The organism is Desulfobulbaceae bacterium DB1 (genome assembly GCA_001914235.1).
In the GTDB taxonomy this organism is placed as follows: Bacteria; Desulfobacterota; Desulfobulbia; order Desulfobulbales; family SURF-16; genus DB1.
Genome location: MQUF01000026.1, coordinates 92,139 through 105,047 on the forward strand (window position 1 = coordinate 92,139; position 12,909 = coordinate 105,047).

Consider the following 12,909-nt stretch of genomic DNA (forward strand, 5'->3'; position numbering starts at 1 on the left):
ATTAAGTGAACGGTTGAAGAGACAAGGATCAGCCCATGCGGTAGTTCGGCGCCTCCTTGGTGATGATAACGTCATGCACATGGCTTTCCTTCAAGCCCGCCGGGCTGATGCGGACGAATTTGGCCTTTTTCTGCAGCTCCTCGATGTTTTTCGCGCCAAGATAGCCCATGCCGGAACGCAGGCCGCCGATCAGCTGATAAATGGTGTCGCAGATCGGGCCGCGATAGGGGACTTTCCCTTCGATGCCCTCGGGCACCAGTTTGGAGGGCGATTCGATATCGTCCTGAAAATAGCGGTCGCTGCTCCCCTTTTTCATGGCGCCCAGGGACCCCATGCCGCGATATCCCTTATAGGTGCGGCCCTGATAGAGGAAGGTTTCCCCCGGCGTTTCGTCGCAGCCGGCAAAAAGACCGCCGATCATGATGACGTCCGCCCCGATGCCGATGGCCTTGGTGATGTCGCCGGAGTGCTTGATGCCGCCGTCGCCGATGAGGGGGATATCATATTTTCTCGCCACCTTTTTGCAGTTGAGGATGGCGGTCAGCTGCGGCACGCCGACACCGGCGACGATGCGGGTGGTGCAGATGGAGCCCGGTCCCACCCCCACCTTGATGCAGTCGGCCCCGGCCTTGATCAGATCCTCGGCCGCCTCGGCGGTGGCGATGTTGCCGGCAATGACCTGCATGTCCGGATAGGCGGTCTTGATGGCGCGCAGGGCGTTGATGATGTTTTTCGAGTGGCCGTGAGCGGAATCAAGCACCAGGATGTCGACTTCCGCCTTGCACAGTTTCTCCACATCGGCAAGGCTCGTGCCGACGCCGATGGCGGCCCCGACCCGCAGACGTCCCAGGCTGTCCTTGGCGGCCAGGGGATATTTCCTGATCTTTTCCAGGTCCTTGATGGTAATAAGCCCCTGCAGGTCGCCGCTGTCGTTGACCACCAGCAGTTTTTCAATGCGATGCTCGTGCAGCAGGGCCTTGGATTGTTCCAGGGTGATGCCCGCCTTGGCGGTGACCAGATTTTTACTGGTCATGACCTCCTTGACCCGCAGATCAAGATGAGAAACGAAGCGCAGATCGCGGTTGGTGACGATGCCCACCAGTTTTTTGCCTTTGAGCACCGGCACGCCGGAAATCCGATAATTGTTCATGATCTCCTTGACTTCACCCACCGTCTGTTCCTCGCCAACGGTGATGGGGTCGACAATCATGCCGGATTCCGATTTTTTCACCTTTTTCACCTGGAGCACCTGCTCCTCGATGGACATGTTCTTGTGGACGATGCCGATGCCCCCTTCCCGGGCCATGGCAATGGCCGCCCGGTGCTCGGTTACCGTGTCCATGGCGGCGCTGACCAGGGGAAGGTTCAGGCTGATGGTACGGGTCAGACTGGTGGTCAGATTGACTTCACTGGGCAGCACCTCGGAGGCCTGCGGCACCAGGAGTAAATCATCAAAGGTAAAGGCGTATTCGATAATGTCATTCGTCATTGTCCGTGATCTCCATCAGCTTGTTGCGGGGAAAAAAATATTTGCAATATTCTATCAGATTTTTCCGGTCGGGGCGTGAAAAAATCAAAAGAGGCACGATAAAAGGCAAAAGGTTGACTGGGTGACCGGCGCCGTGCAACCAGTCAATCCATCAACCTTTTCACCAATCAATCGAACCGGGGAACTCCCGATAAAACCACTACTTCCAGTCGGGCTGCAGATGCAGCTCGGTTAATTGTTTGCGCGCCACACCCGACGGGGCGTCGGTAAGCGGGCAGGTCGCCTTCTGGGTTTTGGGAAAGGCGATGACGTCGCGGATGGTATCGCGGCCGGCAAGCAGCATCATCAGGCGGTCGAGGCCAAAGGCCATGCCGCCGTGGGGCGGCGCGCCAAGCTCCAGGGCCTTCAAGAGAAAATCGAATTTGTCCGCCGCTTCTTCGGCGCTGATGCCCAGCGACGCAAAGATCCTGCTCTGCATTTCCTGCTGATGAATACGGATACTGCCGCCGCCTATTTCCGTGCCGTTTAAGACAAGGTCGTAGGCCCGGCTGCGCATCTTGCCGGGATCGGTGTCGAGCAGGGGCAGATCTTCCTCTCTTGGGGCGGTAAAGGGATGGTGCACCGCCACATGGCGTTTTTCCTGGTGGTCATATTCCACCAGAGGAAAGTCGGTGACCCAGAGAAAGTTGAAGGTATCCTTGTCCAGCAGGGAAAGGCGGCGGGCAAGTTCCAATCGCAGCTCGGAAAGGGCCTGGTGGACAATGGAGGGCGTGTCGGCCACGAAAAAAAGCAGATCGCCGGGCTGGGCGTCCAGGGTGGCGGCCATGTCGGCCCGTTCTTCCTCGGTGAAGAATTTGGCGATGGGCGACTGCCACTCCCCGTCCTCTTTCACCTTGACCCAGGCCAGGCCCTTGGCCCCGTAATTGCCGACATGGGCGGTCAGATCATCAAGGTCCTTGCGGGAAAAGGCGGCACAGCCCTTGGCGTTGATGCTTTTCACCAGTCCGCCCTTGGCCACCACGGTGCGGAAAACCTGAAAGCCGCAGTCCTTGACCACATCGGTGAGGCTGATCAGCTCAAAGCCGAAACGGGTGTCCGGTTTGTCGTTGCCGAAGCGTTCCATGGCCTCCTGATAGGTCATGCGGGGAAAAGGAGTGGTGAGCGCAATGTTCCGGGTGGCGGCAAAGAGATTTTTCATTGCCCCTTCGGCAATGCGGTAGATGTCTTCCTCGGTGATAAAGGAAAGTTCCATATCCACCTGGGTGAATTCCGGCTGGCGGTCGGCCCGCAGGTCTTCGTCCCGGAAACATTTGACGATCTGGTAGTAGCGGTCCATGCCGGCCACCATGAGCAGCTGCTTGAAGAGCTGGGGCGACTGGGGCAGGGCATAGAATTTGCCGGGATTGACCCGGCTCGGCACCAGATAGTCGCGGGCTCCCTCCGGAGTGGAGCGGGTGAGCACCGGGGTCTCGATTTCCAGAAAATTTTCATCGTTGAGAAAGGAGCGCAGCGCCTGACATGCCTTGTGGCGCATGATGAGGTTATCCGCCATGCCGGGTCGCCGCAAATCGAGATAGCGGTACTGGAGGCGCAGGGAATCAGACACCTCGCTTTCCTCATCTAGGGGGAAGGGCGGGGTTTTGCTGACATTAAGGATGCGCAGTTCATGGACCATGATTTCAACGGCGCCGGTATGAAGATTTTCGTTGGCCATGCCTTCCGGTCGCTTGAAAACCCTGCCGCGCACCGCGAGTACCCATTCGCTGCGCAGGCCGTGGGCCTTGGCATGGGCCTCGCTGTTGTATTCCGGGTTGAAAACAATCTGGGTGATGCCCCAGCGGTCGCGCAGGTCAATGAAAATGACCCCGCCGTGATCCCGCCGCCGCAGCACCCAGCCCATCAATGTTACCTCTTCATCAATATGACCAGCGCCAAGATCATTACAGCTATGGCTGCGCTTCAGCTCACCCATGGATTCCATAGGATCTCCTTATTAAAGTTGATTTGTAAAACGGGGGGAGTCAGGAGTCAGAAGCCAGGAGTCAGGAGGGGGAAAGAAGTTATTCTGTCTCCTGTCTCCTGGCTTCTGACTCCTGACTCCTGATTTCTCAAATAATCTTTCCGGCCAGTTCCGCCGCCCAGCCCTGCATGTCGTCGTTAACGGCCAGCGGCGCCTGCTCGCTGTTTTCCATATTGCGCAGCATTGCCTCTTTTTTGTTCAGCTCCTCGTCGCCCATGATAAGGACATAACGGGCCCGCGCCTTGCCGGCCTGTTTCATCTGGTTTTTCAGGGCGCGGTCCTGATAATCCATGGTGGCGGTCAGCCCTGCTTTGCGCAAGGCGTGTGTCAGGGTGAATCCTTTCTGTTGCGCGGCGTTGCCGAGGGCCACGATAAAAATGTCCAGGCCGGCGGCCGGCGCGCCTTTCTGCTGTTGTTCCAGCAGCAGGGCCAGCCGTTCCATGCCCATGGCAAAACCGATGCCCGGCACATCCGGGCCGCCGAGCTGTTTCACCAGGCCGTCATAGCGGCCGCCGGCGCCGATCGCGCTCTGGGCGCCGAGTGCATCGGTCACCAGCTCGAAGGTGGTTCTGGTGTAGTAGTCCAGCCCCCGCACCATGAAGGAGTTGACCGTGTAGGGGACGGCAAGCAGGTCAAGGCCCTCTTCCACCTGCTGGAAATGTTCCCGGCAGCCGGAGCAGAGATAGTCGAGAATCGACGGCGCCTCCTTATACTGCTCCCGGCAGCCGGTGCTTTTGCAGTCCAGCACCCGCAGGGGATTGGTTTCCCGTCTGCGCAGGCAGTCGTCGCAGAGGTTGTCCGCCTGGTGGAGAAAATCAAGCAGGGCCTTGTTGAAATCCGGCCGGCAGCCGGGGCAGCCCAGGGAGTTTATTTCCAGGCTTGCCGTCAGTCCCAGTTCCTTGATGATGAGCCAGGCCATGGCCATGATTTCCGTATCGATCCGCGGGTGGTCGGAACCCAGCACCTCGACGCTCATCTGGTGAAATTGCCTGAGCCTGCCCTTCTGGGGTCGTTCATGGCGGAACATGGGGCCGATGGTATACAATTTCTGCACCGCCTTGGCGGCGTGCAGGCCGTTTTCGATGTAGGCCCGCAGCACCGGGGCCGTTCCTTCCGGCCGCATGGTGAGGGATGAGCCGTTGCGGTCAATGAAGGTGTACATCTCTTTTTCCACGATATCGGTTGTTTCGCCGATGGAGCGGACAAAGAGGTCTGTTTTTTCCAGGATCGGCACCTTGATCTCCGCCAGATCAAAGCGGTGGAAGATGGATCTGGCCGTCTGTTCGATCAACTGCCAGGTTTCCACCTCGCCGGGAATGATATCTTTAAAACCTTTCAGGGCTTTGACGCTCACAATGTTACCTCTTACGTAAGTGCCTGAGGTGCCTGAAGTACTTCAAGTGCCTAAAGTTGTGGGACGTATCTGATCAGATAAAACCTTTAACTTTAGGCACTTGAAGGACTTGAAGTACTTTAGGCACTTTTCTTTCATCCCCGCAGGGGAAGGGTTGGAGTAAAAAACTGCTAAATCTATCTGAAGAAGATCGGAAAGTCAAGATATTGGGAGGAGAAAAGAAGGCGGACCAATACCGCCAATGAAAACGCACACTGCCGCGGGCACGGTCAGGATGAGGAATGTGTTTTCAGGAAGGCGGGGAGGTCGGCGGCGGGCAGCGCCTTGGAGAAAAGATATCCCTGGGCCATGTGACAGTTGCACTGCTTGAGAAAGGAGAGCTGCTCCTCCGTCTCAACCCCTTTGGCGATAACCCGCATGTCGAGATGGTGGGCCAGGGAGGTGACTCCCGCCACAATCCGACGGTCGTTGTCGCCCTGGGTTATTTTACGGACAAATGTTTTGTCGATTTTCAGGGCGTCAATCGGCAGATGCTTCAGCACGGCCAGCGAGCAGAAGCCGGTGCCGAAATCGTCGATGGCGATTCGGATTCCCGTGTCCGCCAGGAGCAACAGCACCAGTGCCGCTTTCTGGGCATTGGTGATGACGGCGGGCTCGATGATTTCGATGACCACCCGGGAAGGGTTGATGTCATAGCGTTGCAGCATATCGTTGATGGATTCGGCAATCCCCTCCTCCTGCATCTGGGAGGCGGAAAGATTGAAAGAGAAATAGAGATGCCGGTCGGCGCAGCCGGTCAGAATTTCCCGACTGTGCCGGCAGAATTCCTCCAGCAGCCTGCGACCGACGGGAACCATCAGGCCGGAATCCTCGCAGACCTGAAGAAAGTCGGCCGGTTTCAGCGAGCCCCGCTCCGGATGCTGCCAGCGGGCCAGGGCCTCCAGCCCCGCAACCCGCATGGTGGCCAGATCGATGATGGGCTGGAAAAAAACGGTAAACTCGTTGGCGTCCAGGCCTCTGCGGATCTCTTCCTCGCGGATGAGCCTTTCCTGGGCGTAGGCATGCATGTTTGCCGAGAAAAAATGAATCCTGTTTTTCCCTTGGGACTTGGCGGCATACATGGCCTGATCGGCGTTTTTGATCAGCATGTCGCTGTCCGTGCCGTCATCGGGGTAAACCGTCAAACCGATGCTGCCGCCCACGGCGAGATATTCTCCTTTGTAGGGAAAGGGAACGGCCAGGGATTTCAGGATTCGCTCGGCAATGGTCAGGGCGAAATCCTCGCTGTCAAGGTCGCCGATGATGGCGATAAACTCATCGCCGCCGATGCGGCAGACCGTATCTTCCGGACGGAAAATGGTTTTCAGCCGTTGCGCCACCCCTCTCAGGACCAAATCACCGGCCATATGTCCCTGGGTATCGTTGATGGTTTTGAAATTGTCCAGATCCATGAACAGTACCACCAGCTTTTTCCTGCGGCGTTCGGCATGGGCGATGGCAATGTGAATCTGGTCTTTCAGCAGCAGCCGATTGGGCAGTCCGGTGAGGGAATCGTGCATGGCCTGGTGGCGAATGAGCATTTCCTGTTTCTTGTGCTCGCTGATGTCGCGGAATGAGGCGATGTAATAAGAAATCTGTTCCTTTTGCGTCTCCATCGCGGCAATCGACAGCCAAAGAGGAACGACATCGCCGTTGCGGCGGCGGCACAGCACTTCTCCGTCCCACTCCCTTTTTTCCCGCAGATCGGCGAGGATGGTAAGGTAAAAATCCTCTGCGTGGCTGCCGGTATCAAAAACGCGGATGGAGGCCCCCATCAGCTCATTCATCTCAAAGCCGACGATCTGGGTGGTGGCCGGGTTGGCCTTGAGGATAGAGCCGTTTTCATCGGTCACCAGAATGCCTTCCAGGGCATGGGAAAAGGCGGTGCCCATGAGCTGCAGTTCGGCATTGGCGGCGCTGAGTGCCGCGGTCCGCTCCCGCACCCGTTTTTCCAACTGCTCGTTGGACATCTGCAGCAGCTTTTCGCTGGTCTGCAGCAGCTCGAAACTGTCGCGCAGCTCCCGCTGTTTGTCGCTTAAGGACTCGGCCATGCCGTTGAACGAGGCGGCGAGCTGGCCGATGGCATCCCGGGTGGGCATGTCGATCCTGAAGCCGAGCTCGCCTTTGGCGAGCTTGGCGGTTCCCTGGATCAGCCGGCCGATTCTTTTGCTGAGCAGGGAATTGATGAAAAAGGCAAAGAGGACGGCAAAGAGGATGCTGGTCGCGGCAAGGAAAACAAATTGCCGCCGTTTCTGCCCGGCCTCGCTTTCCAGGGCGGCCTGCCGGCGCTGCATGTCAATTTTTTCCTGCTCGATCAGTTCATCCGCGGTCACGGCGATTTCGTCCCAGACCGTGCCGGTCAAGGCTATTTCCTCGGGAAGCAGGGACATGGTGGGGTCGTTCTGCCAGCCGTCATAAATGCGGGGCAGGTTGGTGCGCAGTTTGATCAGCAGGTCGTTAAGGTATTCAAGTTCATGACGATGGTCGTCATCCGGCCGGGTGTGGTCTTTCAGCAGGGAAACCCGGTCGCCGGCAAGGGTGAGCAGCTTCATGACCACATCAAGCTTGAGTCCCTCCCCTGTCATGAATTTTTCAACCATCGCTTCCAGATGGGCCAGATCGTGGGTGACATCCAGGGAAAGACAGGCGGCAAGCGGATCATTTGCGCCGACGGAATGCATACCGCCGTATGCCAGGGTGGAAAGGGAAAAATGGATTGTCCGGAGATGATCCTTGATCTGGGGCAGCAGGCTGACGGTGTAATCCACCGGTTCCTGCCCGGCTTCAAACAGGCTGACCAGCCCCTGACGGATGGCGAACAGGCTGGTGTCCAGGGCTTGCTCCTCCTCCTGCTCTTTTGCGAAGGCAAAATTTTTCTTCAGATTTTTTATTTTGACGGCAAGGCTGTCGAGCGTGGCCATGATCTCCTCGGCCGGGATATTTTCAATCATGCTGTCCTGCCGGTAGAGCAGCGCGGCGTGCAGCAGGGCGTTGTTCATTTGATTGGCTGCTTCCAGGCGGGCCTGCTGGCTTGCCGTAATGGTTTTCATCTGCTCAATGGATTCATCCGTGAAGTTGACGGCAAGCTGCGCCAGGATGGCGAGCAGGGTCACCAGCAGAAAAAAACCGAGGTTGCGGAGATAATGGTAGGGCATGTTTCAGTAGTCAGGAGTCAGCAGTCAGGAGTCAGGAGTCAGGAGACGGAATTCCGGGGCCGGAAAGGCGGGTTGCTGCATCAGCATGTCTTTATAATCCGTATTCCGCATTTCGCAATCCAAAATCCGCATCCACGTTTATTGTTCAAAGGAAAGAAAAAGCAGCTCCCCCACCTCGCCCGTGCCGTGCAGGGGCTGTTCCGCCTCCGGCTCCGGTTTGCGACCGGCTATTTCGTATCGGGAAACGGCAAAGGGATATCGTTTCTCCGGCGTGAAGCGCACATCGTCGTTATGGCCGGTATCAAGGGCCCGGGCAAATTCGATGGTCCAGGTCTTGTCCTGCCAGAGGCCTTTGGCCCGGATATCCGCCCGGCTGCCGGAAGGCTGCTGGGGGGCGTATTTCGGCACCTTGTCCTCCGTGCGCCCGGTGTAGAGAATGGTCGTATAGGCCGCATCGCCTCCGTCGCCGGGGCGAGTGAGATAAAAGACATTGCCCTGGTCCGAGGTGAGCATGGCCGCGTTTTTCATTTTGTCGCTTTTGTACAGGTGCATTTTGTCATCGGCAAAACCGGCGGGATCGGTGCGCATGGCCTTCCAGAACCAGATATCAGCCTGGTAGGGAATATTTTCATGCAGGGTGAGAGTCGTGGGATAGTTGACCATGCTCCATTTGACGACAAAGACATCTTCCCGCTCCGGACCGTTGACGTATGCCGCCATGTTCCGGTCCCACATCAGGGTGCGGTGCTGCCGGTTTTCCGTCGGGTCCGGGAATGAGGCAAGAAAAAAAATCGTTTTCCCGTCATGGGCGGCCTTCAGGGTGATGTCGATCCCGGCCACCTGATCGTGGGTGGTCACCGCTCCGGCCTTGGCCCAGAAAGGCTCATCCGCCCGGCCGTCGATGACCGGCTCTTCCCCCACTTTGACGGCAACCAGATCCTTCGCGGCAAAAGCGGTTCCGGTCAGGACAAGCGATGACAAGGAAAAAAGCAGCAAGTGTTTCCAGACAGGGTAAGGGTACATGGACGGCCTCCTGAGAATCATATTTTTTGTGCCGGGTGTGGCGATTTGCCTCAGTCTCTTTTTATTATGTAACAGAGTGGGGGGAAAAATAAAGCGATATTCTTGAATCCATACAACTTGATGAACCCGTAAAAACGTAAAATTTTAACGCAAGGACACAAAGCAACAAAGAATTTTTTTAAAACAACCGGTTGCCTTTGCGGCTTCGGGGCTTTGCGTTATTGGGAAAATTCTTTGCAGCCATCCGGGGGGATGGGTTAAAGGGTGAAGGGTGAAGGGTGAAGGGTGAAGGCTGAAGGTTAAAGGCTGAAGGCTGTAGGGTGAAGGCTGAAGGGTGAAGGCTGTAGGGTGAAGGAAAGGCGTCACAAATAGAAACGCATGGAGTACAAACAGTCCGATAGTCTTCAGTCTATAGCCTAAACACCTGAGCAGGTACAATTTTTTTATAAAATACGAGGAGAACCAGATTTCCCATGCCGCTTTCTTCCTTTGTTCTGCAACCGTTTGACCATGTTCCGGGAACGTCTTTTTGCCTCACCGGCTCACTTTCCCGCCAAGGGAGTGCCCTGCATGTCCGCTATACGCTGACCGGGGCGCTGGAGGCTCTTTGCCTGCCCCCGCCCGCCGCCTCCCCGGAGCGGAGAGACAATCTGTGGCAGGAGAGCTGTTTTGAGTTTTTTTTCGCCGAGGAAGGCGAGGAGGCATACCGGGAGGTCAATATTGCGCCCTCCGGACACTGGAATGTCTATTGTTTTGATTGTTACCGCCGGGGCATGCGGCAGGCCGGGGAAGTTCTTTCCCTGGACTGCCGCATCAGCCGCGAATCGCGCCGCTTCACCCTGGAGGCCACCCTTGATCCGGGGAAAACGGGATTTGCGGGCAAATCCCTGCGGGCGGGGATCAGCGCGGTTCTGCTGGCAAGGGACAACAGCATGAGCTACTGGGCCCTGGCTCATCCGGGGGAAAAACCGGACTTTCATGACCGCCGGGGGTTTCTGCTGCGGCTTTAGGCAACGGTCATTGTGCCGCTCCTTTGCCGCCTGCCTTGGCATGGAAGAGGGTGTCCAGGGCGACGAACAGCCGGTTGCTGGTTTTTTCGAACTCGACCAGCAGCTGTTTGGCCTGCTCCCGGTTGTTGTCCAGGCACTGGGCCTTGACCACCTGTTTGGCCAGGGAGTGGACCTGCTTATGGATTTTTTCCACATCATCGCATTCCGGCAGGGCCCGGACAAAAGCCGCCTCCGGCCCATACAGCCATTTGCCGAAAGCGCACTGTTCATGCGACGAAACCTCATCGATGGTCAGTTGCCGGCCGTACATGACACCCTCGAGTTTTGCCCGCCAGCCGATATGGGCGCCCTTGACGGTTCCCAGGTCGAATTTCTTGTCGCCCAGGGTGAATTTGCTGATGTTGCTGTTGAGCTCGCGCGCCACATCGGTCAGCCGGTCCGCGTAAATCTTGGTTTCGGCGGAATCGGACCAGGTGCTGTTGACGCCGTCGTTCAGTTTGCGGACGTTTTCGGCGATCTCGGTCACCCCGATTGACGCCTCCTTGACCGAGGTTGCCACTTCTTCCTTGATGACCCGGGTAAAGGAGGAGATGGTTCGCACCACCTCTTCGGCATGGTCCGAGGTGGCGGCCACGGTGCGGGCTATTTCGCCCACCGTGGCGGTCTGCTCCTCCACCGCGGCGGCGATGGTGGTGTTGATTTCATCAACCTCCCGGTTGATCTCGTAGGTTTCGGAGATGGAATCGGACACCTCGGTGGTGTGGCCCTGGATCTGCTTGATTTGCTGGACGATCTCGTCAGTGGCATGCGCCGTTTGCTTGGCAAGTTCCTTCACTTCGCCGGCAACCACGGCAAAACCCTTGCCCGCGTCGCCGGCCCGGGCCGCCTCGATGGTGGCATTGAGGGCCAGCAGCTTGGTTTGCTCGGTGATTTCCGTGATCATGTTGATGACATTATTGATGCTTGCGGCAGAGCTGTTGAGGGCATCCATTTTTTCCCGGGATGTCGTGTTGTTTCTAATGGCCTTGTTGGCCAGACCCTGGGCGGTCTGGCAGTTTTGCGCCACCTCCTTGAAGGAACTGGTCAGCTCTTCCGCCGCCACCGCCACCGAGCGGATGTTGTGGGCCATTTCCACACTGTTCTGATTGATGGAGTCGGCCTCGTCGGCGATTTTCCCGGTTGTCTCGGAAACGATCTTGATGTTGGTGGAAATCTCTTCCGCGGCCCCGGCGACAATTCCCGCCTGGTGGGCCATGGACTCCGCCGTCCGGGACATGACGGCGGAGGATTCACGGAGCCGATCCGAGGTAAAGGAAACCAGCGAGCTGTCGTTGGCCACATCGAGCAGGGTTTCCTTCATGCCGCTTCGCATGTTGTTCAGCGATGAACAGAGGTTGCCGATTTCGTTTGTGCAACGAACCGGAATGACGCTGGTAAAATCACCGTCCCCAAGCCGGGAGGCAAATCCGGCGCATTCGCCGATGGGGTCGGCGAATTTTTTGGCCAGCCACATGAATCCCAGGCAGACCAGTCCGGCGATGACGCTCACGGCAAGGAGGATTTTCAGGAAAAGAGCGGTCATGGCGGCGGATGTCTTCCGGGCATGCTCCGCCACCTGGACTTCGATGTCATCAATATATTCGCCGGTGCCGATGATCCAGTCGAAGGGCGCAAAGAGACGGACATAGGAGAGTTTCGGCTGTTGCTCCGTCAAGCCGTCCTTGGTCGGTTTGGGCCACAGGTAGTCGACAAAGCCCTCCCCCTTTTCCTTCGCAACATCGACAAAGGCCTTGAAAAGGTTTTCCCCTTTGCCCAGGGCGCAGTTGTATTTGGGATCGTCCAGGATCTTGCCGTCCAGGGCGGGGGAGATCGGGTGCATGATCATTTTCGGGAAAGGCGCGCCGGTGTCGTTGATCCAGAAGTAGCCCTTGCCGTCATTGAAGCGGATCTTGGCGATATCGGTCATGCTTTTTTCCCTGGCATCGGCCAGGGCGTCATCCACGTAAATGCCGGTTCCCATGATCCAGCCCCATTCCGGCACCAGGCGGACATAGGAGAGTTTCGGCTGTTGCTCCGTCAAGCCGTCCTTGGTCGGTTTGGGCCACAGGTAGTCGACAAAGCCCTCCCCCTTTTCCTTCGCAACATCGACAAAGGCCTTGAAAAGGTTTTCCCCTTTGCCCAGGGCGCAGTTGTATTTGGCATCATCCAGCACCCGGCCGTTTAAGGCGGGCGCGGTGGGATGCATGATCATTTTCGGATAGGGCGAACCCGTATCATTGACCCAGACGTAGCCTTTCCCCCCGTCATAACGAATCTTTTCAATCTGCCGCAGGGCCCGCTCCTTGGCCTCTTCGACGGTCAGGGCGCCTGCCGCCGTTTCCTCCCTGGCCGTGCGGACGATATTTTCCGCGATATCGATGATGTTTTTCAGCTCGTTTCCATAGCGTTTCTCCAGGTAGGCCCGGTCCGTGGCGTTTTCGTAATTTGCCTGGAGGATTTCATGGGCAATGTTGACATAGCTTTTCAGGTTATCCTGCACGGCAGCCATCTCCGCCTGCCGGAATGCCTGCATTTCCTGATCGCGATTCCCGGACATGGTGAGATAGATGGTCATGATGACAACAAGCATGGCCAGGAAAAGAACCAGGTTGTTGGAAACAATCAACTGCCAGCGGATTTTCATGTTTTTCAGGGATAGACCCATTCAGGCACTCCTTTGTTGTTGTGGTGGCGAAGGCAAAGCGAAAGACACCCTTCCCCCCTGGATGGGGAGAGGGTGGTATTCCTTTGAATATAGAAGAGTATGGGGTAATTTTTAT

Annotated in this window: 7 protein-coding genes; 1 reads left to right on the top strand and 6 read right to left on the bottom strand. The window is 57.1% G+C overall.

Annotated features, from left to right (window positions below; translation table 11 throughout):
- Positions 1-28 precede the first annotated feature (28 nt).
- The 5 genes from BM485_17750 to BM485_17770 all read right to left on the bottom strand — a co-directional run bounded on the left by BM485_17750 (position 29) and on the right by BM485_17770 (position 9,080).
- Positions 29-1,489, bottom strand: coding sequence for an IMP dehydrogenase (locus tag BM485_17750; GenBank protein OKY73658.1), 1,461 nt, complete (start codon positions 1,487-1,489; stop codon positions 29-31).
- Between the two features lie 199 nt (positions 1,490-1,688).
- Positions 1,689-3,470 carry an aspartate--tRNA ligase gene (locus tag BM485_17755; GenBank protein OKY73659.1) on the bottom strand — a complete coding sequence of 594 codons (1,782 nt, stop codon included), beginning with the start codon at positions 3,468-3,470 and terminating at the stop codon, positions 1,689-1,691.
- 127 nt (positions 3,471-3,597) lie between these two features.
- Complete coding sequence (locus BM485_17760) at positions 3,598-4,863, bottom strand: histidine--tRNA ligase (GenBank protein ID OKY73660.1); 1,266 nt, start codon at positions 4,861-4,863, stop codon at positions 3,598-3,600.
- 269 nt (positions 4,864-5,132) lie between these two features.
- Positions 5,133-8,057 carry a hypothetical protein gene (locus BM485_17765; protein ID OKY73661.1) on the bottom strand — a complete coding sequence of 975 codons (2,925 nt, stop codon included), beginning with the start codon at positions 8,055-8,057 and terminating at the stop codon, positions 5,133-5,135.
- A gap of 138 nt (positions 8,058-8,195) precedes the next feature.
- Positions 8,196-9,080: a hypothetical protein gene (locus tag BM485_17770; protein ID OKY73662.1), complete on the bottom strand. Its 885-nt coding sequence runs from the start codon at positions 9,078-9,080 to the stop codon at positions 8,196-8,198.
- A gap of 473 nt (positions 9,081-9,553) precedes the next feature.
- Between BM485_17770 and BM485_17775 the strand changes: the two genes are divergently transcribed.
- Entirely contained in the window at positions 9,554-10,090 is a 537-nt protein-coding gene (locus tag BM485_17775) for a hypothetical protein (GenBank protein ID OKY73663.1), read from the top strand.
- 7 nt (positions 10,091-10,097) lie between these two features.
- Here the strand turns inward: BM485_17775 and BM485_17780 are convergent, their stop codons facing one another.
- Complete coding sequence (locus tag BM485_17780) at positions 10,098-12,794, bottom strand: hypothetical protein (GenBank protein ID OKY73664.1); 2,697 nt, start codon at positions 12,792-12,794, stop codon at positions 10,098-10,100.
- Positions 12,795-12,909: the final 115 nt, after the last annotated feature.

What these genes read in the sequence shown, in the direction of transcription:
- BM485_17755 (OKY73659.1), bottom strand. Translation starts at nt 3,470, where the DNA reads ATGGAATCCATGGGTGAGCTGAAGCGCAGCCATAGCTGTAATGATCTT.
- BM485_17765 (OKY73661.1), bottom strand. Translation starts at nt 8,057, where the DNA reads ATGCCCTACCATTATCTCCGCAACCTCGGTTTTTTTCTGCTGGTGACC.
- BM485_17770 (OKY73662.1), bottom strand. Translation starts at nt 9,080, where the DNA reads ATGTACCCTTACCCTGTCTGGAAACACTTGCTGCTTTTTTCCTTGTCA.
- BM485_17750 (OKY73658.1), bottom strand. Translation starts at nt 1,489, where the DNA reads ATGACGAATGACATTATCGAATACGCCTTTACCTTTGATGATTTACTC.
- BM485_17775 (OKY73663.1), top strand. Translation starts at nt 9,554, where the DNA reads ATGCCGCTTTCTTCCTTTGTTCTGCAACCGTTTGACCATGTTCCGGGA.
- BM485_17780 (OKY73664.1), bottom strand. Translation starts at nt 12,794, where the DNA reads ATGGGTCTATCCCTGAAAAACATGAAAATCCGCTGGCAGTTGATTGTT.